Origin of the sequence: Streptomyces sp. NPDC015346 (assembly GCF_043078785.1) — a bacterium.
GTDB lineage: Bacteria > Actinomycetota > Actinomycetes > Streptomycetales > Streptomycetaceae > Streptomyces.
Genome location: NZ_JBIBTW010000001.1, coordinates 391,897 through 414,913, shown reverse-complemented (window position 1 = coordinate 414,913; position 23,017 = coordinate 391,897). Strand labels below are relative to the sequence as shown.

The following is a 23,017-nucleotide window of genomic DNA, read 5'->3' as shown; positions in this document are numbered from 1 at the left end:
TGGCGGCGCTACGGCAGCGGGGCCGCCGGCGGCTGCTGCGCCGGCTCGGGTGCCGACTTGGGTGCCGGCTTCGGTATCGTGCCGCAGAACTCGGCCTCCAGGACGGCCTGGCTGTCGCCCGTCCAGTCGGCGTTGAAGTTCAGGGCGAGCGAGTGCTCACCGTTCCGGGTGGCGACGGCTTCCGAGGTGGAGCCGTGGATGCCTCCGCCGTGGCCCCAGACCTCCTTGCCGCAGCTCAGCTTCTGCCGCATCAGCCCGAGGCCGTACCCCATGCCCGGCAGCTCGGGGCTGACGGTCACGGTGTCCGTCATCTCCCGCAGCTCGGCCTCGGGGAGCAGCCTGCCCTTGAGCAGGGCGCGGTAGAAGGTCTGCAGGTCGTTGGAGTCGGAGATCATCTCGCCCGCCGCGTACGCGAGACTCGGGTTCAGCTCGCTGACGTCGTGGACCGTCGTCGCGTCCGGGTCCATCGAGAGCTTCGAGTACGCCAGTGAACTCGGCTTCGGCATCGTCACGGTGGTGCCGGGCACGGTCGTGGCGCGCAGCTTGAGCGGCTTGATGATCCGGCGCTGCACCTCCTTGCCGTACGGGCGGCCGGTCGCCTTCTCGATCACCATGCCCGCCAGGACGTAGTTGGTGTTGGAGTAGTTCCAGTTCGTCCCGGGGGCGAAGTCCGGCTTGTGGGCCATCGCGATCGCGACGATCTGCTCGGGGGTCCAGGTGTCGTAGCGGTGCTTGAGGAACCCCGGGCCGAAGACCTTCTCCTGGAATCCCGGGTCGGAGGTGAAGCTGTAGACGCCGCTCGTGTGGTTGAGGAGCTGGCGGACGGTCATCTCACGGCCGTCGTGGCCGTTGCCGCGGACCACGCCCGGCAGCCACTTCTCGACGGAGTCGTCGAGGTCGAGGCGGCCCTCGGCCTGGAGCTGGAGGAGGACGGTGGCGACGAAGGTCTTGGTGATGGAGCCGACCCGGTAGCGGTCCTGGCCGCCTCGCTCACCGGCCGTCCCGGTCCAGCCGGACCGGCCGGAGCGGGCCTGGGCGACGGCCCCGGGCACGCCGTCCGCGACGGCGGCGTCGAGGGCCTGCTGGGTGGCGCGGTGGTCGGGCTTCACGGGCGCCGCGAGGGCGGGGGTCGCGAGGGCGGTGGCGGTCAGGCCGGCCACGACGGTGGCGGCGAGGACGGTACGGACGGTGCGGGCGGTGCGTGTCGTACGGACGGTGTGTGTCGTACGGACGGTGTGTGCGGCTGACATGTGCGGGCTCCCCTGGTGTGCGTACTGCGGTCACGGGAGGGGACCCTGGGCCCTGCGGGAGGGTTGAGGACCACGCTGAGGTTGAGCGGTTTTCAGCCGTTCGCCGGATCGGCGAGGCGGGAGCGTCCGACCGGGGGCCGTTCGCGCCACAGATCGAGGCCGATGTCGACGAGTGCGACGCGGGCGAGGTCGGGGACGGCGGCGAGGGGGTGCCAGGCGGCCAGGTCCGTGGAGCCGCCGGTCTCGTTGCGCAGGGAGCCGCCGGTGATCCGGGCCTCGTAGAGGATCCGCAGGCCCTGGAAGTCACCGGGTCCGGCCAGTCGGCGCAGCCAGCCTCTGCGGATGGAGTCGATGCCGAGCAGCGCCGTGGGCTCGCAGACGTACCCGGTCTCCTCCTCGACCTCCCGGACGACGGTGTCGACCGGCTCCTCGCCGTGGTCCATGCCGCCGCCCGGCAGAGTCCACCGTTTGGTTCCGGCGCTGTCCACCCAGCGGGCGAGCAGTATCTCTCCGTCCCGTACGCACACGGCGTAGGCCGCCACCCTCAACTCCTGCTTCATGGAACGAGGTTAGCGGCGAGGTCAGAGCCAGTACGCGGGATACGTCCGGCCGGTGGCCCGGGCGCCCGCGAGGCCGACGGCGACGAGCAGGACGGAGGCGAGGGCGAGCAGGGCGAGGAACGACCAGAACGGCGGATTCTGGAGGGTGACGATCACGGCGGTCGCGGCGGCGGGCGAGTGCGGGGTGCGCGCGAGCATCATGACGCCGAGCGCGAGGCCGCCGGCGAGGGCGGCGGCCCAGAGGCCGGGTCCGGTGAACGGCAGTACGGCGAAACCGGTGAGCGCGGAGAGCAGTTGGCCGCCGACCACGGAGCGGGGCTGGGAGAGCGGCAGGTCGGGCGCCCCGGCGACCAGCGCCATGCTGGCCGCGAGGGGCGGGATGAGCAGGGGCTGGTGGAGCACGGTGCCGACGGCGACGAGGGTGAGGAGCGCGGCGACGCTGACGGCGGTGGCCAGGGCGACCGCACGGGGGTGGGGTCGGGCGGGGGCGGTCGTCATACGGGGTCCTGGGAGAGGGGCGGATTGGCGGGGGAGTAGAGGGGGCTCGACCAGCGCAGGGGGCTGGCGTTCGGCGTCTCGACGCTCCGCTCGATACGGAAGCGGGTGGTGCGGTCGCTCGCCTCCGGTCCGTACGCGATGTGAGCGCGGCCGGTGAGCTGGAGCGTCGTACCGGAGCTCCAGTCCAGGAAGAGAAGGCCGGCGCGGCCGTCGGACTCCAGGTTGCCGAGGGTCAGGAACATCGAGTTGCCGGGGTAGTCGCGCCAGCTCAGCTCTGTCGGCGAGTCGACGCGGACGAAGCCGGGGTTGCCGCCCCGGTGGCTCGCGTCCGCGCCGTCCGGGGCGACGGTGGCGATGAAGAAGGTGTCGGCGGCGCGGACGAACCGTTCCTGGTCGGGGGTGAGCGCGGTGCCGTGGTGCGGGGCGCCGGGTGGGGTGGTTGGGGTGGTTGGGGTGGTTGGGTCGGGGGCGTACAGCTCGCGCTTCTGCAGGTACTTCGGGCAGTTGGAGAAGACCTGTTCCGCCTCGACGGTGAAGCCGCGGGCGCTGGGGCGGCCGATGCCGTTGAGCCGCATGCGGCGGCGGGTGCGGGGGTCGAGGGCGATCGTTCCCACGGGCGATCCGGCCGGGGCGGGGAGGGACGCCGCCACGGAGATCGCGCGCGGGCCCGTCGCCCGGACGAACCCGGGGGCGCCGGTCAGGAGCGTGCTCCAGACGCGGCCGTCGGCGTCGGCCGCCCCGAGCACCAGCATGGGCTGGAGTTCGAGGAAGGCGGCGGCGACGGGGCGGAGGGTGGGGGTGATGGAGGGGGCGATGTGGTCTGCGAGGGCGCGGACGCCGGCTCTTTCCTGGAGGGCGAGGGAGCCGGGATTGTAGGGGTTCACGGGCTTCTCCGAGGGTGCGGGCTCGTCGGGGCGGGGGTCGGGGCGAGGGCCCTTGGCGCGGGCGGCGCGTTCGTGGGGTGTGCCCACCCGTTCCGCCCCAGCGGAACGTATGCCCACACCGGGGTGGGGAGCCTTAGAAGAAGCCGCAGGTGGGGGCCGATTCCACGGGAGCCTCCGAGGCATCTGGTGCCTCCGGGGTGTAGATCTCCAGGCGGGTGCCGTCCGGGTCGTGGAAGAAGATGCCGGCGGAGGCGGAGCCCTCGCGGTGGGCGACCACGCCCTCGTACGCGAAGGAGACGTCCCGGGCCTTGAGCGCGGCTTCCGCGGCCCTGACCCGCTCGATCGACTCGGCCTCGAAGGCCAGGTGGTGGAGGCCGGCGCGGCCGGAGTCGTAACCCGCCTCCGCCTGCTGCCAGAGGGTGAGGACGAGCTGTCCACCCTGGCCCAGGAGGGCGTAGCGCCGGCCCTCCTCCTTGCCCTCGGCGATCAGGTCGAAGCCGAGGACGTCTCCGTAGAACGTGAGCGAGCGCTCCAGGTCCGTGACGTTGAGGCCGATGTGGCCGGTGCGCAGCGTGCCGATCGCCGTCATGGCGTTTCCCCTCTCGCGGCGGTCCACCCCGAGCGGGGCTAACCAGTTAACTGGACTTTAGAGGTTAGGGATCGAGAGCGTCAACCCGTCACGTACTCTTGAGTGGTTAGACCACGGCAAAGGGGCCCCGCGATGACCGTCACCGACCCTCGTCCGCTCACCGGCGAGCCCGTCTCCCTGGACCTGCTCAACACCCGGTGGATGAAGGACGGCGTCCGTCAGGACCTGCTCACCGACACCGAGGGCCTGACCGTCTGGCTCACCGCCAACGGGCTCGAGGGCCGTTTCGTCGCGGACGCGACCACCCTGCGCCACACCCTCGCCGCCCGGGACGCGCTGCTCGCGCTCGCCGACCGCCCCGGCGATCCCGACGCCGTCACCCGCGTCGACGCCGTCCTCGGCCACGGCCGCATCCGGCCCACCCTCACCGTCGGGGGTCCCGGCGAGGAGCCGGAGTTCGAGGAGGTCGCCTGGGGGCCCGGCTGGACCGCCGCCCGCGACTACCTCACCCTTCTGCGCACCGCCCCCGACCGGATCCGGGCCTGCGCCCACGACGCGTGCATCCTGCACTTCTTCGACACCTCGCGGAACGGCACGCGACGGTGGTGCTCGATGACGACCTGCGGCAACCGGGCCAAGGCCTCACGGCATTACGCCCGTACAAAAGACAACTAACTGGCGGCGGAGGCGAGTCGACTCGTCCCGATCCGTCCCGTTACGCTCCCTGTGGCGCATCGTGCGCGGTGGCGAATGTACGCCATGGCCGTAACCCGTTCCCTGGCAACTCTCCACAAACCCCTGTCTCTTGCGAAAGGCTGAGCGGTCATCCGGTACCGAAATCCGGACCCTCTCTTTTCACAAACAGGGATGTAAATGACCACCCCCGAATCTCAGAGCTCCATACCCGGACGCTCGACCCCCGGGCACAGACGCGCGGCACGCATCGCCGCCGCCGCCGGGCTTGTGACCGCGCTCATCGCGGCCGGTGCTGCTCCGGTCCTGGCCGCCGACGATCCGGCGACCACCACTCCCCCGGTGAAGTCCGCCGACCCCGCCGACAAGCTCGGCGCGACCGACGCCCAGCGCCTGTCCGAGGCCGAGGCGACCGGCGAGAAGAACGTCACCATCCTCGTCGCCACCGCCCCCGGCTCCACCGAGCAGGTCGCCGGCCAGCTCGACGCCGTCCAGGGCGCCTCGGTCGGCAAGCGGGACGACAAGCTCGGCTATGTCCGCGCCACGATCCCGACCGGCAAGGCGGACGCCGCCATCAAGGCGGCGACCAAGCTCTCCTCCGTCCAGTCGATCGACCTCCAGGCCGAGATCAAGCTGGACGACCCGATCCCGGACGCGGGCGTCGCCGGCGCCGTCGAGGGCACGACCGTCACCACGACGTACCCGGCCCCCGGCCAGAACACCCCGGCGAAGAACCCGTACAACCCGTCGCACGAGACGGGCGCGGTCGAGTTCGTCCAGGACCACCCCAAGGCCGACGGCCGCGGCGTGACCATCGGCGTCCTCGACTCCGGTGTCGACCTCGGCCACCCGGCCCTGCAGAAGACCACCACCGGCGAGCGCAAGATCGTCGACTGGGTCACCGCCACCGACCCGCTGACCGAGGGCGACGCCACCTGGCGCGCCCAGATCACCCCGGTCACCGGCCCGGTCTTCACCGCGGCCACGCAGAGCTGGAAGGCGCCCGAGGGCTCCTACCAGTGGAGCCGCTTCAGCGAGTCGATCACCGCGGGCGGTGACCCGGCCGGTGACATCAACCGCGACGGCGACACCACCGACGTCTTCGGGATGCTGTACGACCCGGCCGCCGGCACCGTCCGCGTGGACACCGACCAGAACAACGACTTCACCGACAACACGCCGATGAAGCCGTACAAGGACGGGTACCAGATCGGCTGGTTCGGTACCGACAACCCGGCCACCGAGGTCGTCGAGAAGACCCCGTTCGTCGTCGAGATCCGCAAGGACGTCGCGATGGACCCGCTCGGCGGCAGCTGGGTGGGCCAGAAGCGCGACTTCGTCAACGTCGGTCTCGTCGAGTCCTCGCACGGCACGCACGTCGCCGGCATCACCGCCGCGCACAGCCTCTTCGGCGGCAGGATGAACGGCGCGGCGCCCGGCGCGAAGATCGTCTCCTCGCGCGCGTGCACCTGGACCGGCGGCTGCACCAACACCGCCCTGACCGAGGGCATGACGGACCTCGTCGTCAACCGCGGCGTCGACATCGTCAACATGTCGATCGGCGGCCTGCCCGCGCAGAACGACGGCGACAACGTCCGCGCCCGCCTCTACACCCGTCTGATCGACCAGTACGGCGTCCAGCTGGTCATCTCGGCCGGCAACTCCGGCCCGGGCATCAACACCATCGGCGACCCCGGCCTGGCCGACAAGGTCGTCTCGGTCGGCGCGGCCATCTCCAAGTCGACCTGGGCCGCCAACTACGGCTCGGCCGTCGAGAAGCCGTACGCGATGTTCCCCTTCTCCTCGCGCGGCCCGCGTGAGGACGGCGGCTTCACCCCGACCATCACCGGTCCGGGCTCGGCCGTGAACACCATCCCGACCTGGCAGGCGGGCTCGGGCGTGCCCGAGGCCGGCTACAAGCTGCCCGCCGGTTACGGGATGCTCAACGGCACCTCGATGTCCTCCCCGCAGGTCGCGGGCGCGAGCGCGCTGCTGCTCTCCGCCGCGAAGCAGAAGGGCCTGGAGCTCTCCCCGCTCACCCTGCGGACCGCGCTCACCTCGACCGCCAACCGGATCTCCGGTGTCGCGGCGCACGAGCAGGGCTCCGGTCTGATCGACATCAACGACGCCTGGGACTCGATCAAGGACGGCGCCACGGCGCACGACTACAAGGTCGAGGCCCCGGTCGACACCGTGATCTTCCCGGCCCCGCACACCGGCACCGGTGTGTACGACCGTGAGGGCGGCCTCAAGGTCGGCCAGAAGAAGGTCTACGACGTCACCGTCACGCGCACGAGCGGCCCGAACCGGACCATCGAGCACGAGCTGGACCTGAAGTACAACGACGGCACCTTCAAGATCCTCGGCGACGACGAGATCGACCTGCCGCTGAACAAGCCGGTCACCGTCAAGATCCAGGCCCGGCCCACCACGGCCGGTGTGCACAGCGTCATCCTGGAGGCCGACGACGAGCGCACCGAGGGCGTCGACAAGCAGATCCTGTCGACCGTCGTCGTCGCGAACGACCTGGTCGCGCCCGGTTACGGCTTCTCCGCTTCGGGCTCGGTGCAGCGCAACAGCCACAAGTCGTACTTCGTGACCGTGCCGGAGGGCGCCAAGACCCTGGAGGTCGCCATCGGCGGTCTCAAGGAGAAGAGCCAGACCCGGTTCATCGCGATCCACCCGTACGGCGTGGCCATCGAGTCCACCGCGTCCACCGCGTGCTACCCGCACTACAACCCGGCGAACACCTGCCGTCCGGACCTGCGTTCGTACGCCAACCCGACGCCGGGCGTCTGGGAGATCGAGGTCGAGTCGCGTCGTACCTCGCCCGACCTGGACAACCCGTACAAGCTGGACGTCTCGGTGCTCGGCGCCGACTTCGACCCGGCCGTGCAGACCGTCGCCGAGGCGAAGGTCGGCACCCCGGCCGCCGTCGAGTGGAAGGTCACCAACAAGTTCGCCGCGATCGACGGCAGGCTGAAGGGTGGCTCCCTGGGCTCGGCCAAGGTCGAGACGCCGACCATCCAGCACCACGAGCAGCAGACGAAGACCGTCACCATCGGTGAGGGTGTGGAGCGGCTGGACGTGGCCATCGGCAACACCTCCGACAAGGCCGCCGACCTCGACCTGACCGTTCTCCTGAACGGCAAGCAGGTCGGCCAGGCGGCGGACGGCGACTCGGAGGAGGCCGTCTCGCTGGTCAAGCCGGCCGCCGGTACCTACACGATCGTGATCGACGGCTATTCGGTGCAGGCCGCGGGCGGCACGACCTACGACTACAAGGACGTGTACTTCTCGTCCGCGCTCGGCAGCGTGCGGGTCGACGCCACCAAGCCGGTGCCGCTGGCCAACGGCGCGAGCGCCCAGGTCAGCGCCGAGGTGCTGGTCTCCGGTGCCGCGCCCGAGGGCCGGCAGTTCTTCGGCGAGGTCCAGCTGCTGAACGCGCGCGGTACGGTCGCGGGCTCCGGCAGTGTCGTGATCGGCAAGGTCACACCGTAAGGGCGAGGTCACACCGTGGAAGCACGGTGAAACCCCGCTGAGCGGGTAGGAGGGCGGGCGCCGGAACCGGCGCCCGCCCTTCGTGTGTCGTGACACACGTCCCGCACACGTCCGCCCACGTCCCGACCCTTGGACAATGGATTGGACAAGGCGCCCCGTGACATACGCATCATGGTCTGGCAGCACCCTGCACATACGTACGGAGGAGTCCCCGTGAAGGTCGGAATCGTCGGAGCCACCGGTCAGGTCGGCACAGTCATGCGCAGCATTCTGGCCGAGCGCAACTTCCCGGTCGACGAGCTGCGGCTCTTCGCCTCCGCCCGCTCCGCCGGCACGGTCGTCGACGGGATCACGGTCGAGGACGCCTCCACCGCCGACTACACCGGTCTGGACATCGTGCTCTTCTCGGCCGGTGGCGCCACCTCCAAGGCGCTCGCCGAGAAGGTCGCCTCCCAGGGCGCCGTCGTGATCGACAACTCCTCCGCGTGGCGCCGTGACCCCGAGGTGCCGCTGGTGGTCTCCGAGGTCAACCCGCACGCGATCAAGGACCGCCCCAAGGGGATCATCGCGAACCCGAACTGCACCACGATGGCCGCGATGCCGGTCCTCAAGCCGCTCCACCAGGAGGCCGGCCTGACCGCGATCGTCGCCACCACCTATCAGGCCGTGTCCGGCTCCGGTGTGGCGGGCGTCGCCGAGCTGCGCACCCAGGCGTGCGCGGTGGCCGAGAAGGCCGACCAGCTGGCCTTCGACGGCGAGGCCGTCGAGTTCCCCGAGCCGGGCGTCTACAAGCGTCCGATCGCCTTCAACGTCGTCCCGCTGGCCGGCTCGATCGTCGACGACGGCTCCTTCGAGACCGACGAGGAGCAGAAGCTCCGCAACGAGTCCCGCAAGATCCTGGAGATCCCCGGCCTGAAGGTCTCCGGCACCTGCGTGCGCGTCCCGGTCTTCTCCGGCCACTCGCTCCAGGTGAACGCCCGCTTCGACCGTCCGATCAGCGTGGAGCGCGCCTACGAGCTGCTGAAGGACGCCGAGGGCGTCGAGCTCTCCGAGATCCCGACGCCGCTCCAGGCGGCCGGCAAGGACGCCTCCTACGTGGGCCGCATCCGCGTGGACGAGACGGTGGAGAACGGTCTCGCGCTGTTCCTCTCCAACGACAACCTGCGCAAGGGCGCGGCGCTGAACGCGGTGCAGATCGCCGAGCTGGTGGCGGCGGAGCTACAGGGCTGACGCCGGCGGCCGCGTGACGAGACGAAGGGGCGGTACCGGTCCGGTACCGCCCCTTCGTCGTGCCCGCTCCTCGGCGGCGGCGGACCGCGGAAATGCGCCGTGCGCCGCTGAGGCGCGCCGTGGAAGGATGAGCCAAACGTCACGAAACCGAGGAGTTGACCGGGTGCCTGGCACAAACCTGACCCGTGAAGAGGCGCAGCAGCGGGCGAAGCTGCTGACCGTGGACGCGTACGAGGTCGAACTGGACCTCTCCGGTGCGCAGGAGGGCGGCATCTACCGGTCCGTCACCACCGTCCGCTTCGATTCCGCCAAGGCCGGTGCGGAGACCTTCATCGACCTCGTCGCCCCCGCCGTGCACGAGGCCGTGCTCAACGGGCACGCGCTGGACGTGGCCGCCGTCTTCCGGGACTCGCGGATCGCGCTCAAGCACCTGCGCCAGGGTCCGAACGAGCTGAGGGTCGTCGCCGACTGCGCGTACACCAACACCGGCGAGGGCCTGCACCGGTTCGTCGACCCGGTCGACGACCAGGCCTATCTCTACACGCAGTTCGAGGTGCCGGACGCCCGTCGGGTCTTCGCCTCCTTCGAGCAGCCGGACCTGAAGGCGACCTTCCAGTTCACCGTGAAGGCGCCGAGCGGCTGGACGGTGATCTCCAACTCGCCGACGCCGGAGCCCAAGGACGACGTGTGGGTGTTCGAGCCGACCCCGCGCATCTCGACGTACATCACCGCGCTGATCGCGGGCCCCTACCACTCGGTGCACTCCTCCTACGAGAAGGACGGCCAGTCCGTCCCGCTCGGCATCTACTGCCGTCCCTCGCTGGCCGAGTTCCTCGACGCGGACCACATCTTCGACGTCACGCGCCAGGGCTTCGACTGGTTCCAGGAGAAGTTCGCGTACGACTACCCCTTCGCCAAGTACGACCAGCTGTTCGTCCCCGAGTTCAACGCGGGCGCGATGGAGAACGCGGGCGCGGTGACCATCCGCGACCAGTACGTCTTCCGCTCGAAGGTGACGGACGCGGCGTACGAGCGCCGGGCCGAGACCATCCTGCACGAGCTGGCGCACATGTGGTTCGGCGACCTGGTCACCATGGAGTGGTGGAACGACCTGTGGCTGAACGAGTCGTTCGCGACGTTCACCTCGGTCGCCTGCCAGGCCTCCGTGGCGGGCACCCGCTGGCCGCACGCCTGGACCACCTTCGCGAACGCGGAGAAGACCTGGGCCTACCGTCAGGACCAGCTGCCGTCCACGCACCCGATCATGGCCGAGATCAACGATCTCGAGGACGTGCTGGTCAACTTCGACGGCATCACCTACGCCAAGGGCGCCAGCGTGCTGAAGCAGCTGGTCGCGTACGTCGGCCAGGAGCAGTTCTTCAAGGGCGTGCAGGCGTACTTCAAGGCGCACGCCTTCGGGAACACGCGCCTGTCGGACCTGCTCGGCGCGCTGGAGGAGACCTCCGGCCGTGACCTGAAGGCCTGGTCGAAGGCGTGGCTGGAGACGGCCGGCATCAACATCCTGCGCCCGGAGATCGAGACGGACGCCTCCGGCGCGATCACCTCGTTCGCGGTCAGGCAGGAGGCGCCCGCGCTGCCCGTCGGCGCCAAGGGCGAGTCGATCCTGCGCCCGCACCGGATCGCGATCGGCTTCTACGACCTGGACGAGGCCGGCAAGCTGGTCCGTACGGAGCGGGTCGAGCTGGACGTCACCGCCACCGGGCTGACCTCGGTGCCGCAGCTGGAGGGCAAGGCCCGCCCGGCGGTCGTGCTGCTCAACGACGACGACCTGTCGTACGCCAAGGTCCGGCTCGACGAGGTGTCGCTGAAGAACGTCACCGAGCACCTCGGCGACTTCACCGAGTCGCTGCCGCGCGCGCTGTGCTGGTCCGCCGCCTGGGACATGACCCGCGACGGCGAGCTGGCCACCCGGGACTACCTGGAGCTGGTGCTCTCCGGCATCGGCAAGGAGTCCGACATCGGCGTGGTGCAGTCGCTGCAGGGCCAGGTGAAGGCAGCGCTCGACCTGTACGCGGCGCCCGAGTGGCGCGAGACGGGTCTGACCCGGTGGACGGACGCGACGCTGGCGCACCTGCGGTCGGCCGAGCCGGGCAGCGACCACCAGCTGGCGTGGGCGCGGGCGTTCGCCGCGACCGCGCGGACCCCGCAGCAGCTGGACCTGCTCGCGGCGCTCCTGGAGGGCCGTGAGTCGATCGAGGGCCTGGCCGTCGACACCGAGCTGCGCTGGGCGTTCGTGCAGCGCCTCGCGGCGACCGGTGTCTACGACGAGCCGGAGATCGCGGGCGAGCTGGAGCGGGACCGTACCGCCGCGGGCGAGCGTCACGCGGCCACCGCGCGGGCCGCGCGTCCGACGGAGGCCGCGAAGGCGGAGGCGTGGGCGTCGGTCGTGGAGTCCGACAAGCTGACGAACGCCGTGCAGGCGGCGGTGATCGGCGGCTTCGTCCAGACCGACCAGCGCGAGCTGCTCGCTCCGTACACGGAGAAGTACTTCGCGTCGATCAAGGGCATCGCGGAGACCCGCAGCCACGAGATCGTCCAGCAGATCGTGGTCGGGCTCTACCCGACGATCCAGGTCTCGCAGGAGACGCTGGACGCCACGGACGCCTGGATCGCGGAGAACGAGCCGGCGCCGGCGCTGCGGCGCATGGTGACCGAGTGCCGCGCGGGCGTGGAGCGCGCCCTGAAGGCCCGGGCGGCGGACGCGGCCGCGACCGCCTGACCGGGACACGCATGACCGCGTGACCGCGGGAACGCGTGACCGCGGGACCGCGCGCGAACGCGGGACCGCTTGAACGGCGAAGGGGCACCCTCCCCCGTGGGGTGCCCCTTCGTCGTGTGTGAGGTCCGCCCGGCGGGCGGGCGTCGGCGCGCGGCCGCTCCGCCGGGCGGAAGCTGTGCGTCGGACGGGTCAGCCGCCGAGCGCCTCGTAGCGGGCGCGCAGGTCGGCCGCGCCCTGCTCCGTCAGCGTGCCGTGCAGCCGCATCCGGGCCACGCCGCCGTCGGGGAAGGCGTCGAGGCGGACGTGGGTGACGACGGCCTGGGCGGGGAGCTTGAAGCGGTGGAGGGTGTCGGGCTGGAGCCTGGTCCGGGGGATGATCTCGAACCACTCACCCGTCTCGCCGTTGCGGCCCTGCAGGGCGATCCAGCCGGCCGAGTTGCCCTTGAGGTAGGCGGTGTCGATCTCGACGGCGCGCACGGCGCCCTGGGCGGCGAGCCGGAAGCGGACCCAGTCGTTGGTGCCGCGGACCCGGCGGCGGCGGTTCTCCCAGCCGTCGTCCATCTTGCGGGAGGTGCCGGGCAGGATGATCTGGGTCGGCGAGGAGTAGAACTTGTCCGACGCGTCCTCGTACACCCCTCCGTTGAGTACGGAGACGAGGTCGAGGGTCCCGAGCAGCTCCAGCCATTCGGGGTCGGGCACGACCTCGCCGTGGACGCGGAGGCGGGCGATGCCGCCGTCGGGGTGCTGGCAGAGCCGGATGTGGGTCCAGCGACGCTCCGACGTGATCTCGAAGCCGTTGGCGGCGTGGCCGCGGACGGGGGTGGGCGGGACGAGCTCCTCCCACTTCACGTCGTCGGCGAGGAGCTGCTCGGGGCTGGGCGATCCCTCCACGGCGGCGGCCTGGACGGAGACCCGCTGCGGGTAGTTGCCACGGAAGTGGGCGGTGTCGACGACGATCCCGCGGATGACGCCGGGGGCACCGAGGCGGACGATCGCCCAGTCGTGGTCCTCGGGGGCGGGGAAGACGTTCTCGGCGTCGGCACCCCGGCGACGGCGGGTCTCCCAGCCGTCCATGATCTTGCCCTTGTGGCCGAAGTGCTCCGGGTCGAAGACCGCCCGCTCGCGGACGAGGAGGTTCTCGCGCTCGGCGAAGAACTCGTCGTTGGCGGCCACGACACCGGCGCCGAGACGGCGGTCGGCCAGGTCGACCAGCTCGGTGAAGGGGAAGTCACCGGTGCGGTAGTCGGCGTACGGGTCACCCCCGCCGTACGGGGCGGCGTCGTTGGCGTGCGGGTCCTGGGCCTGTTCCGTGCTCGTCTCGAAGGTCATGCCCCGACTTTCCCGCGTCCGGAGCTCTCGGGTCCATCGAATGTTTTCGATGAACCTTTTCAGTTCTACTAAATGGTCTCGCGGGCTGCGGCGGCCTGTCGGAGCGCCGCGAGGACCCGGGCCACGGCGGGCCCCTCCTCCGCGCCGCGCCGGACCGCCGCGACGACGTGGCGGCGCGGCTGGTCGGCGGAGAGGACCCGCATGACCACGCCTGTGCGGCGTTCGGCGGAGGCCATCCTGGGCACCAGGGCGACGCCCATCCCGGCCTCGACCATGGCGAGGATCGCGGTCCAGCCGGAGGCGCTGTGGGCCTGCTCGGGGACGAACCCGGCGGCCTCGCAGGCGGCGGTGGTGATCTCGGACCACGGGCCGGAGCCGCCGAAGATCCAGGGCTCGGCGGAGAGGTCGGCGAGCCGCAGGCCGGGCGCGTCGGCGAGCGGATGGCCGGTGGGCAGGGCGACATCGAGCGGGTCGGCGAGCAGCGGGACACGGCTGAACTTGGGGTCGCGTACGGAGGGGGCGTGGGCGGCGAGCGAGAGCGCCAGGTCGACCTCGCCGGCGGTGAGCAGTTCGTACGCCTTCGCGGCCTCGGCCTCGCGGACCCGGACGTCGAGTCCGGGGTGGGCGGTGCGCAGCTGCTGCACGGCGGGGACGACGAGGGCGGGCACGGCGGTCGAGAAGGCCGCCACGCGCACCTGGCCCGCCTCGCCGCGCAGATAACCGTCGAGCTCGGCGTCGGCGCGTTCCAGCTGGGCGAAGACCACTTCGGCGTGGCGCAGCACGAGGTGCGCGGCGTCGGTGAGCCGGACCCGGCGGCCCTGCGCCTCCAGGAGTTGGACGCCGAGCTGCTTGGCGAGGTTGGTGAGCTGCTGGGAGACGGCCGAGGGGGTCATGAGCAGGGCCTCCGCGGTCGCGGTGACGGTGCCGCGGTCGCGGAGGGTACGGAGGATCTGGAGTTTCTTGATGTCCCACTCGGTCATGGGGCGCAACCTACCGGGGCGGTCACCGGCCGCGCGCCGAGGCGAGGGCGACCCCGCCGAGGATGAGGACCATGCAGGCGCCGCCGAGGAGGCCGGGTTCCTCGCCGAGGAGGGCGAAGGAGAGCAGGGCCACGCAGACCGGCTGGAGGTAGTAGACGACTCCGGCGCGGGCGGCGCCGATCAGGGTGATGGCCTTGTTCCAGGCGAAGAAGGCGACGGCGGAGGAGAGGACGCCGACGTAGACGAGGGGTCCGACGGTGGCGGTGGAGGGCTCGAAGCCGCCCTGGAGGGCGAGGCTGAGCCCGTACGCCGGGAGCAGCATCAGGGCGCCGAGGACGAAGGTGGTGAAGAGGAAGACGACTCCGCCGAGTTCGGCCGGGCGGCGCTTGAGCAGGGCGCTGTACGAGGCGAAGCTGACGGCCGCCGCCAGCATCCACAGGTCGCCGGCGGCGAGGGAGGTGGGCAGCGCCCCCTTGCCGACCAGGAGCAGCACCCCGGCGCAGGCGATCAGCATCCCGGTCACGCGCCGGGCGCCGAGCCGGGCGCCGCCGAGGCGGGCGAAGAGCGCCATGAGGACCGGGGAGGCGGCCATGATCATGCCCATGTTGCCGGCGGAGGTGGTGAGTCCGGCCTGGTTGACCAGGGTGTTGTAGACGGTCACGCCGAGGAGAGCGGCGAGGGTGGCGAAGCCGAGGTGGCGGCGGACGAGTCGCCGCTGCCGCCAGGTCTCGCGGGCCGCGAAGGGGGCGACGGCGAGGAGGGCGACGATCCAGCGCCAGAACGCCGCCTGGACGGGCGGGACGGAGTCGTGCAGGGCGCGGGCGGCGACGAAGCTTCCGGACCAGACGACCGTGGCGAGGAGCGCGAGGAGAACGCCGAGGCCGGCTCCCCGCGCGAGGTTCTTCGCGGTGGCCGGCTCGTCGGTCGTGCTCGGTTCGGTGCGGACGCGGTCCAGGAGTGCCACGGTGGTCCTTTCGGTTGCGGTGGCCCTACCGTCGCACCACCGGACCCTCAAGGTCCATCGAAAGTTCTTGAGCGTTCTTTTCAGTTGAGCTGAAAGATACGAGCGGCTTCACGGCAGGGGTGCGGGGGGTGCGCGGGGCGCGGGGGGCGCGGGGGCCGCCCAGCTGGCCGAAGAGCGTCGCCCCGAACGCCACCGCCATGCCCACCAGCTGCACCGGGCCCAGCGCCTGACCGAGCGCCGCCCAGCCGATGACGGCCGCGGTGAGCGGGGACAGCGGGCCGAGGAGGGTCACCGAGGAGGCGCTGAGCCGCTCGATCCCGCGGAACCAGAGGAAGTAGGAGACCGCGGTGTTGCCGAAGGCGAGGTAGGCGTAGCCGAGCAGGCTGGTGGAGTCGAGGGCCGGCGGGGCGCCCTCGATCAGGAAGGCGATCGGCAGGATCATGAGGCCGCCCGCGGTGAGCTGCCAGCCGGTCATCGCCAGCGCGCCGACCCCTTCGGGCCGCCCCCAGCGTTTGGTGAAGACGGTACCGGCGGACATCGACAGGGCGGAGAGCAGCCCGGCGACCACACCGACGAGGTCCAGCGCGGCTCCGGCCTTCAGGACCACCAGACTGACGCCGAAGGCGGCCGCGATGGCGGTGAGCAGGGAGCGCGAGGTGGGCCGGTCGCCGAGGAAGAGGGCGGCCAGGCCGACGACGAAGAGCGGGCCCACGGAGGCGACGACGGCGGCGACGCCGCCGGGCAGGCGGTAGGCGGCGAGGAAGAGCAGGGGGAAGAAGGCGCCGATGTTGAGGCCGCCGAGGACCGCCGACTTCCACCACCAGGTGCCCCGCGGCAACTTGCGGGTGACGGCGAGGAGCAGGAGCCCGGCGGGCAGGGCACGCATCAGGCCGGTGAAGAGCGGCCGGTCGGGCGGCAGGAACTCGGTCGTGACGAGGTAGGTGGAGCCCCAGGAGATCGGGGCGAGCGCGGTGAGTGCGACGACGGCGGCCTTACGGGACATGACGGGTCCCCCCTGTTTTTCGCGTGGCGCGGCTTGCTTGGCTGTAAGTAGCTTAGCTCTAAGCTACTTATCCGCAAGTGGGTTTCCATTAAGTGGGTTACGACTGACTGGCTTAACCGTGAGTGGCTTACTCTGGACCGACGTACCGACGTACCGACGTACCGCCGCACCGCCGTACCGCCGTCGAGGCGACCGACCGAGGAGACCGCCGCCATGGAGCGCACCGAAGCCCCCGCTCACGACGCCGTCGACGCCATCACCGACCAGTGGGCGGCCGTCCGCCCCGACCTGGACACGCTCCCGATGGCCGTCTTCGGACGGATCTACCGCCTCGCGAACGCCATGCGCGGCCGCGTGGACAAGGCGTACGCGCCGTACGGCATGGCGCTCGGGGAGTTCGACGTGCTCGCGACGCTGCGGCGCTCGGGTGAGCCGTACACGCTCTCGCCGCGCGAGCTCACCGCGACCCTGATGATCACCACCGGCGGGATGACGGGCCGTCTGGACAAGCTGGAGAAGGCCGGGCTGCTCAGCCGCAGCCCCGACCCGAACGACCGGCGCGGGCTGCGGGTGACGCTCAGCGAACGCGGGCGCGAGCTGGTGGACCAGGCCGTCGCGGCCGGTCTCGCGGAGCAGCGCGAGGCGCTGGAATCAGCGCTCGCCCCCGAGGAGCGGGAGCAGTTGGCCGCCCTGCTGCGCAAGCTGCTCGCCACCACCGTCTAGGCGTCTGGTCGCTCAGGGTCCGGCGCCCGCGCATGCGAGGGCGCCGTACGGTACTCGCGTACCCGTACGGCGCCGTCGAAGAGATTCAGCCGAGGCTGGTGCTCAGACCTGCTGGAAGCCGCTCAGACCTGCTTCTTGGACTTGTCGAGCACCATCACCAGACCGGCGATGACCAGGAACAGCACGATCGGCGCGGCCACGTACAGGCCGAGGGTCTCCACGACACTCAGCTTGGGGGCCGGGTCGTCACCGTCGTCGCGGGTGAGCGCGAGCGCGGGGGACGACATGAGCAGCATCATCAGCGTCGTACCGGCCGCGACAGCACCGGCGCGCAGGGCGTTCTTCTTGTCCACGGTGCAAACGTAGCGAACTCCTAAACCGCCCGCGCGTCCGGGGGTGCCGTACGGGACTCGAAGACGCTCAGCAGTCGGTGCAGGCGCGGCGAGGTGGCCAGCTCCTCCAGGGAGAGCGGCTGCCCGTCCGGGCCGGCCACCGGCAGCCGCCAGTTCGGGTACTGGTCCCAGGTCCCCGGCAGATTCTGCGGGCGCCGGTCCCCTACCGTGTCCGGCAGCCACACCCCGACCATCGTGGCCGGGGTGCGCAGCAGGAAGCGGTGGACGGCCCTGATCTCGGCCTCCTCGTCCCCCGGGCCCTCCGGCAGCAGTCCGAGGCGCTCGAGGTACCCCAGCCACTCCCGCACCTCGGCCGCGTCCCGGCCCTGCTCGCGCTCCAGGTCGCCGGTGAGCAGCCCGAGCCGGTGGCGCAGGGCGACGTGGTCGCCGCTGAGGCGGGCCGCCGTGGAGGGGAGGTCGTGGGTGGTGGCGGTGGCCACGCAGTCGGTGCGCCACTCCTCCGGGATCAGCGGCCGTCCGCCGCCCGCCCAGTCCCGCTCGAACCAGAGGACCGACGTGCCGAGCACCCCGCGCCTCGCCAACCGCTCCCGCACGCCCGGCTCGACGGTGCCGAGGTCCTCGCCGATGACCACGGCGCCCGCCCGGTGGGCCTCCAGGGCGAGGACGGCGAGCATGGCCTCGGAGTCGTAGCGGACGTACGTCCCCTCGGTGGGCTCGCACCCCTCGGGCACCCACCAGAGGCGGAACAGGCCCATCACATGGTCGATCCGCAGCGCGCCCGCGTGGCGCAGCAGCTCCCTGAGGAGGCCGCGGTACGGCGCGTAGCCCGAGGCCGCGAGCGCGTCCGGGCGCCACGGCGGCAGGCCCCAGTCCTGGCCGCGGGCGTTGAAGGCGTCGGGCGGGGCGCCGACCGACATGCCCGCGGCGAAGGCGTCCTGCTGGGCCCAGGCGTCGGAGCCGTCCGGATGGACGCCGACCGCCAGGTCGTGGACGATCCCGACGGCCATCCCGGCGGCCCGCGCCGCCTCGCCGGCCGCGGCCAGCTGCCGGTCCGTCAGCCAGGCCAGCCGGCAGTGGAAGTCGACCCGGGCGGTCAGCTCCTCGTCGGCGCGGACGGCCTCCGCCGCGGAACGGGGGTCGCGCAGCTCCTCGGGCCAGGACCGCCAGTGGTGCCCGTGGCGCTCGGCGAGGGCGCGGTAGGTGGCGTGGTCCTCCAGGGCGCGGCCGCGCTCGGCGAGGAAGTCGCGGTACTCGGCCCGTCTGCCGGGCCCGAGCTCCACGGTCCGTACGAGCTCCAGGGCGCGCCGCTTGACGTCCCACACCGCGTCCCGGTCGATCAGGGCGCCCTTGCGCAGCACCCGTTCGCGCAGCTCCTTGGCGTCGGCGAGGACGGACTCCAGCTCGTCGCGGTACTCGGGGCCCACGAAGCCGTACTCGGGGATGTCCTCGATCCGCAGATGGACGGGGTCCGGGAAGCGGCGCGAGGACGGGCGGTACGGGGAGGGGTCGGTGGGCGCCCCGGGCACGGCCGCGTGCAGCGGGTTGACCTGGATGAACCCGGCGCCGTGCGTCCGCCCCGCCCAGACGGCGAGTTCGCGCAGGTCACCGAGGTCGCCCATGCCCCAGGAGCGGGCGGAGAGCACGGAGTAGAGCTGGACGAGCAGCCCGAAGCTCCGTCCCTCGGGCCGGGGCACGCGCGCGGGGGCGACGATGAGGGTGCTCCGGCCGCCCCGGCCCTCGGGGGCGAGGGCGTCGACCTGGTGGACGCCGAGCGGGAGCCGCTCCCAGTCGGTGTGCTCCCAGTCCGTCTCCTCAAGCACCTCGCCGGACTCGGTCGTGACGCGGAGCCGGGTGCCGGGCGGCAGGCCCTCCGGCGGGCCCATCGGGCCGTCCTGCCAGCACACCAGGGTGGGCGGCAGCACGCGCTCGCGGTCGTCGCGCAGCGCCGCTTCGAGCGAGGCGGCGACCGCCTCCGGCGTGGACGCGTCGACGTCCAGGACGCCGAGCACGGCGACGACCGTGGCGTCGGGCACCTGGACGGTGACGCCCTCGGAGGGTTCGTACGAGGTGGCGACGCCATGGAGGGCGGCGAGGCGGGCCAGGGTCACTTCACACTCCGAGGGCTCCGGGGCCGGGAGGAGCGGCCCGAGGGGGAGTCAGACTCCGGGGGACTCGGTGCCGCCCGCCGTGCCGGGGGCGGTGGGTTCGCTGGTGAGAGGGGCCGCGTAGGTCATGGGCGGCTCGCTGGTGAGGGGCGTGGCGTCGGCGAGCGGGGGTTCGCTGGTCAGCGGTCCCGGGATCAGGACCGGTATCTGTTTGGAGTGAGCGGCGTGGGGGGTGGTCACGGACATGAGGGGCTCCCGTTTCGTCTCGTCTCGGATTCGTCTCGAAAGGTGGGACCAGAGAGACAACGACTGAAGCCCTACCCAGCGCACCCCGTTTTACCGGCCGAAGTTGGTGGAGGAGTGCCACCTCGCCGAAAGGCCGCCGGGCAAAGCAGACACATCGACCACCGGCGTTGACACCTCGGGCGGGCGGGTGGTGGGCTCGTAACCCCCTCGTGACAAAAAGGAGTCCCCCGTGCACCTCGGGCGCAGGAAGCGGACCGCGTCGGCCGTGGCCGCCGCGGTGATCGGCGGTCTCCTGGGCGCCGGCCTCCCCGGCCTCGCCCATGCCGCGCCGGTCTCGCCGGTGACCACCCCCGACGAGCAGCGGGCCGTGCCCTCCGTGTGGCCTCGCCCACAGTCCCTCACGCCCACGGGCTCCCCGGTGCCGCTCGGTGACGAGGTGACGCTCCTCACGGACGCCGACGCCGATCCGTACGCCGTCGCCGCGCTGCGCGAGGTGCTGCGCGCGGCGGGCGTACGGACCGTCCACACGTCCCTGCCGGGCGCCGGGACCGTCGTCCGCGCGGCCGGGCCCCGCGGCTCGGACTCCGAGGACTCGGGGGCGCAGGATGCCCTGCGGGCGCTGCGCGTGCCGGAACGGGCCGATCTCCCGCGAGGCGGCTACCGTCTCGCGACCGGCCGGTTCGAGGGCCGGGACACGGTCGTCCTGGACGGGGTCGGCGAGGACGGCCTCTTCCACGCCGTCCAGACGCTGCGTCAGCTCACGGGCGGGCGGGGCGGGCAGGGAGGCGACGGAGGCCGCGTCCCCGGTGTCCGGATCCGCGACTGGCCCGGCACCGCCGTGCGCGGCCTGACCGAGGGCTTCTACGGCCATCCCTGGACCCGGGAACAGCGGCTGGCCCAGCTCGACTTCATGGGCCGCACCAAGCAGAATCGCTACCTCTACGCGCCCGGTGACGACCCGTACCGCCAGACGCAGTGGCGCGATCCCTACCCGGCCGAGCAGCGCGCCGCCTTCCGCGAGCTCGCGGAGCGGGCGCGTGCCAACCATGTGACGCTCGCCTGGGCGGTGGCGCCCGCCCAGTCGATGTGTCTGGCCTCGGACGACGACGTGAAGGCGCTCATCCGCAAGGTGGACGCGATGTGGGCGCTGGGCGTGCGCTCCTTCCAGCTGCAGTTCCAGGACGTCAGCTACACCGAGTGGCACTGCTCGAAGGACGCGGACACGTTCGGGCGCGGGCCGGAGGCGGCCGCCACCGCCCACGCGCGCGTGGCGAGCGCCGTGGCCCGGCATCTGGCCGAGCGGTACCCGGACGCGCAACCCCTGTCCCTGATGCCGACGGAGTACTACCAGGACGGCGCGACGGAGTACCGCACCGCGCTCGCCGAACGGCTCGACGACCGGGTGCAGGTGGCCTGGACGGGCGTCGGCGTCGTTCCCCGCACGATCACCGGGCGTGAACTGGCCGGCGCCCGCGACGCGCTGCGCCGTCCGCTGGTCACCATGGACAACTACCCGGTCAACGACTACGCCGAGGACCGGCTCTTCCTCGGCCCCTCCATGGGCCGCGAGCCGGCCGTGGCGGCCGGTTCGGCGGCGTTCCTCGCCAACGCCATGGAGCAGGCCGCCGTCTCCCGCATCCCGCTCTTCACGGCGGCGGACTACGCCTGGAACCCGAAGGGTTACCGGCCCCAGGAGTCCTGGCGGGCCGCCGTCGACGAGCTGGCGGGTCCCGATCCGGCGGCCCGCGAGGCGCTGCGCGCCCTAGCCGGCAACGACGCGTCCTCGATCCTGGACCCGGCGGGCGAGTCGGCGTATCTCAAGCCGCTGACGGCCGCGTTCTGGAACAGCCGCACCGCCTCGGACCAGGGCGCCCGGGAGAAGGCGGCGCGCGAGCTGCGGGCCGCGTTCACCGTGATGCGGGAGGCGCCCGGGCGGCTGGCGGCGACGGCGGACGGCACGCTCGACGACGAGGTACGGCCCTGGCTGGAGCAGCTGTCGCGGTACGGCCTCGCGGGCGAGACGGCGGTCGACATGCTGCTCGCCCAGGCGCGCGGCGACGGCGCGGCGGCCTGGCGGGCCCATCTGCGGCTCGAACCGCTGCGGGAGGCGCTGAAGGCGAGCGAGGTGACCGTCGGCAAGGGCGTCCTCGATCCCTTCCTCACGCGCGCGGTGGCGGAGTCGGCGGCCTGGACGGGCGCCGACCGGGGCCGCCGGCAGCCGGTGGACCGCGCCGAGGACTCGTACACGCTCCGGCTCGACCGCTCCCGTCCGGTGGAGACGGTGACCGTGATGACGGAGCCGGGCGCGGGTGGCGCTGGCGGCGCGGGTGGGGCCGGCGGCGCGGACCCGCACGCGCGCGTGGAGGCGTACGTCCCCGGTGAGGGGTGGCGCTCGCTGGGGCCGCTGTCGGCCTCCGGCTGGACGCAGACGGACGCGAAGGGGCTGCGCGCGGAGGCGGTCCGGGTCGTGTGGAGCGGTACGGCCCCCGAGGTGCGGTCCCTGGTGCCGTGGTTCGCGGACGAGCCGCGGGCCGAGCTGGAGCTGGCCCGCGGCGAGACGGACGCCGAGATCGGCGGCCCGGCGCGGCGGGTGGACGTCCGGCTGACGGGGCGGCGCGCGGGCGAGGTGCGCGGGCCGCTGACGGCGCGGGCACCGAAGGGCGTCACCGTGCGGCTGCCGAAGGAGGTCCTGGTGCCGCGCGGCACGCGGACGACGGTGCCGCTCGAGGTGTCGGTCGCGCCGGACGTGGCGGCCGGTTCGTACCGGGTGCCGGTCTCCTTCGCTGGCGAGGAGCGGGTGCTCACGGTCCGCGCCTTCCCCCTCACGGCGGGCCCGGACCTCGCCCGGACGGCGACGGCCTCCTCCTCCGGCGACGAGACCCCCGACTTCCCGGCCGCCTCGGCCGTGGACGGCGACCCGACGACCCGCTGGTCCTCGCCGGCGGAGGACGGCGCCTGGTGGCAGCTGGAGCTCCCGCGACCGGCCCGGATAGGTCAGGTGGTCCTCCACTGGCAGGACGCGTACGCCTCCCGCTACCGCGTCCAGGTCTCCGCCGACGGCCGGACCTGGCGCACGGCGGCGACCGTCGCCGACGGCCGCGGCGGCCGCGAGTCGGTCCGCATGGACGCGGCGGACACCCGCTTCCTGCGGGTGCAGGGCGACAGGCGGGCGACGGAGTACGGCTACTCCCTCTGGTCCGTGGAGACGTACGCGGTCGCCCCACCCCCGAAGCCGGCGACCCCACCGCCCCCGCCCGGGCAGCAGCCCAAGGGCGAGAGCCGACCGGAGGAGTAGCGGAAGGGGCCCCTCCGAACCGGCCGGGGACCAGGCTGTGCGCTCCGAACCGGTCAGGGACCGGGCTGCGCCCT

18 protein-coding genes are annotated in these 23,017 nt (G+C 72.4%); 6 read left to right on the top strand and 12 right to left on the bottom strand.

The features are described from left to right. Positions 1–8: 8 nt before the first annotated feature. The 5 genes from ACF06X_RS01840 to ACF06X_RS01820 all read right to left on the bottom strand — a co-directional run bounded on the left by ACF06X_RS01840 (position 9) and on the right by ACF06X_RS01820 (position 3,781). On the bottom strand, positions 9–1,250 hold the full coding sequence (locus ACF06X_RS01840) for a serine hydrolase domain-containing protein (RefSeq protein ID WP_392285200.1): 1,242 nt from the start codon (positions 1,248–1,250) through the stop codon (positions 9–11). Positions 1,251–1,342: 92 nt separating this feature from the next. Further along, the gene (locus ACF06X_RS01835) at positions 1,343–1,810 is read right to left on the bottom strand and encodes an NUDIX hydrolase (RefSeq protein ID WP_392285199.1); all 468 of its coding nucleotides are present in this window, start codon (positions 1,808–1,810) and stop codon (positions 1,343–1,345) included. Positions 1,811–1,831: 21 nt separating this feature from the next. Beyond that, positions 1,832–2,308, bottom strand: coding sequence for an HPP family protein (locus tag ACF06X_RS01830; RefSeq protein WP_392285198.1), 477 nt, complete (start codon positions 2,306–2,308; stop codon positions 1,832–1,834). Next, complete coding sequence (locus tag ACF06X_RS01825) at positions 2,305–3,192, bottom strand: pyridoxamine 5'-phosphate oxidase family protein (RefSeq protein WP_392285197.1); 888 nt, start codon at positions 3,190–3,192, stop codon at positions 2,305–2,307. The genes ACF06X_RS01830 and ACF06X_RS01825 overlap by 4 nt, the downstream gene beginning before the upstream one ends. 133 nt (positions 3,193–3,325) lie before the next feature. Continuing rightward, positions 3,326–3,781: a VOC family protein gene (locus ACF06X_RS01820; protein WP_392285196.1), complete on the bottom strand. Its 456-nt coding sequence runs from the start codon at positions 3,779–3,781 to the stop codon at positions 3,326–3,328. A gap of 132 nt (positions 3,782–3,913) precedes the next feature. Between ACF06X_RS01820 and ACF06X_RS01815 the strand changes: the two genes are divergently transcribed. The 4 genes from ACF06X_RS01815 to pepN all read left to right on the top strand — a co-directional run bounded on the left by ACF06X_RS01815 (position 3,914) and on the right by pepN (position 11,945). After that, the gene (locus ACF06X_RS01815) at positions 3,914–4,456 is read left to right on the top strand and encodes a CGNR zinc finger domain-containing protein (protein ID WP_392285195.1); all 543 of its coding nucleotides are present in this window, start codon (positions 3,914–3,916) and stop codon (positions 4,454–4,456) included. Positions 4,457–4,654: 198 nt separating this feature from the next. Further along, a complete protein-coding gene (locus tag ACF06X_RS01810) occupies positions 4,655–7,975 on the top strand; it encodes a S8 family serine peptidase (protein WP_392285194.1) in 3,321 nt (1,106 codons plus the stop codon). 213 nt (positions 7,976–8,188) lie between these two features. Further along, positions 8,189–9,205 (top strand): aspartate-semialdehyde dehydrogenase, encoded by a 1,017-nt coding sequence (locus ACF06X_RS01805; protein WP_392285193.1) that lies wholly within the window; start codon positions 8,189–8,191, stop codon positions 9,203–9,205. 163 nt (positions 9,206–9,368) lie between these two features. Then, a complete protein-coding gene (pepN, locus tag ACF06X_RS01800) occupies positions 9,369–11,945 on the top strand; it encodes an aminopeptidase N (RefSeq protein WP_392285192.1) in 2,577 nt (858 codons plus the stop codon). Positions 11,946–12,134: 189 nt separating this feature from the next. Here pepN and alc read toward each other — a convergent pair whose 3' ends face one another. The 4 genes from alc to ACF06X_RS01780 form a co-directional block, all read right to left on the bottom strand. Continuing rightward, complete coding sequence (gene alc, locus ACF06X_RS01795; protein WP_392285191.1) at positions 12,135–13,274, bottom strand: allantoicase; 1,140 nt, start codon at positions 13,272–13,274, stop codon at positions 12,135–12,137. Between the two features lie 68 nt (positions 13,275–13,342). Next, entirely contained in the window at positions 13,343–14,254 is a 912-nt protein-coding gene (locus ACF06X_RS01790; protein WP_392285190.1) for a LysR family transcriptional regulator, read from the bottom strand. 22 nt (positions 14,255–14,276) lie between these two features. Beyond that, positions 14,277–15,218 carry a DMT family transporter gene (locus tag ACF06X_RS01785; RefSeq protein WP_392285189.1) on the bottom strand — a complete coding sequence of 314 codons (942 nt, stop codon included), beginning with the start codon at positions 15,216–15,218 and terminating at the stop codon, positions 14,277–14,279. 25 nt (positions 15,219–15,243) lie between these two features. After that, complete coding sequence (locus tag ACF06X_RS01780) at positions 15,244–16,221, bottom strand: EamA family transporter (RefSeq protein WP_392285188.1); 978 nt, start codon at positions 16,219–16,221, stop codon at positions 15,244–15,246. 213 nt (positions 16,222–16,434) lie between these two features. Between ACF06X_RS01780 and ACF06X_RS01775 the strand changes: the two genes are divergently transcribed. Continuing rightward, positions 16,435–16,944: a MarR family winged helix-turn-helix transcriptional regulator gene (locus ACF06X_RS01775; protein ID WP_392285187.1), complete on the top strand. Its 510-nt coding sequence runs from the start codon at positions 16,435–16,437 to the stop codon at positions 16,942–16,944. A gap of 122 nt (positions 16,945–17,066) precedes the next feature. Here ACF06X_RS01775 and ACF06X_RS01770 read toward each other — a convergent pair whose 3' ends face one another. The 3 genes from ACF06X_RS01770 to ACF06X_RS01760 are packed head-to-tail and all read right to left on the bottom strand — an operon-like array spanning position 17,067 to position 19,648. Beyond that, positions 17,067–17,297, bottom strand: a complete 231-nt coding sequence (locus ACF06X_RS01770) for a hypothetical protein (RefSeq protein WP_392285186.1) — start codon at positions 17,295–17,297, stop codon at positions 17,067–17,069. A gap of 20 nt (positions 17,298–17,317) precedes the next feature. Further along, a complete protein-coding gene (gene malQ / locus ACF06X_RS01765) occupies positions 17,318–19,405 on the bottom strand; it encodes a 4-alpha-glucanotransferase (protein WP_392285185.1) in 2,088 nt (695 codons plus the stop codon). A 48-nt stretch (positions 19,406–19,453) separates the two neighbouring features. Further along, on the bottom strand, positions 19,454–19,648 hold the full coding sequence (locus ACF06X_RS01760; RefSeq protein WP_392285184.1) for a hypothetical protein: 195 nt from the start codon (positions 19,646–19,648) through the stop codon (positions 19,454–19,456). A 229-nt stretch (positions 19,649–19,877) separates the two neighbouring features. On the opposite strand from ACF06X_RS01760, the gene ACF06X_RS01755 reads away from it, so the two are divergent. Further along, positions 19,878–22,943, top strand: coding sequence for a beta-N-acetylglucosaminidase domain-containing protein (locus ACF06X_RS01755; protein WP_392285183.1), 3,066 nt, complete (start codon positions 19,878–19,880; stop codon positions 22,941–22,943). Positions 22,944–23,017: the final 74 nt, after the last annotated feature.

Excerpts from the sequence above, each read along its gene's own strand:
- ACF06X_RS01780 (WP_392285188.1), bottom strand. The coding sequence starts at position 16,221 with ATGTCCCGTAAGGCCGCCGTCGTCGCACTCACCGCGCTCGCCCCGATC.
- ACF06X_RS01760 (WP_392285184.1), bottom strand. The coding sequence starts at position 19,648 with ATGTCCGTGACCACCCCCCACGCCGCTCACTCCAAACAGATACCGGTC.
- ACF06X_RS01815 (WP_392285195.1), top strand. The coding sequence starts at position 3,914 with ATGACCGTCACCGACCCTCGTCCGCTCACCGGCGAGCCCGTCTCCCTG.
- ACF06X_RS01790 (WP_392285190.1), bottom strand. The coding sequence starts at position 14,254 with ATGACCGAGTGGGACATCAAGAAACTCCAGATCCTCCGTACCCTCCGC.
- ACF06X_RS01835 (WP_392285199.1), bottom strand. The coding sequence starts at position 1,810 with ATGAAGCAGGAGTTGAGGGTGGCGGCCTACGCCGTGTGCGTACGGGAC.
- ACF06X_RS01810 (WP_392285194.1), top strand. The coding sequence starts at position 4,655 with ATGACCACCCCCGAATCTCAGAGCTCCATACCCGGACGCTCGACCCCC.
- ACF06X_RS01830 (WP_392285198.1), bottom strand. The coding sequence starts at position 2,308 with ATGACGACCGCCCCCGCCCGACCCCACCCCCGTGCGGTCGCCCTGGCC.
- ACF06X_RS01840 (WP_392285200.1), bottom strand. The coding sequence starts at position 1,250 with ATGTCAGCCGCACACACCGTCCGTACGACACACACCGTCCGTACGACA.
- alc (WP_392285191.1), bottom strand. The coding sequence starts at position 13,274 with ATGACCTTCGAGACGAGCACGGAACAGGCCCAGGACCCGCACGCCAAC.
- ACF06X_RS01820 (WP_392285196.1), bottom strand. The coding sequence starts at position 3,781 with ATGACGGCGATCGGCACGCTGCGCACCGGCCACATCGGCCTCAACGTC.
- ACF06X_RS01775 (WP_392285187.1), top strand. The coding sequence starts at position 16,435 with ATGGAGCGCACCGAAGCCCCCGCTCACGACGCCGTCGACGCCATCACC.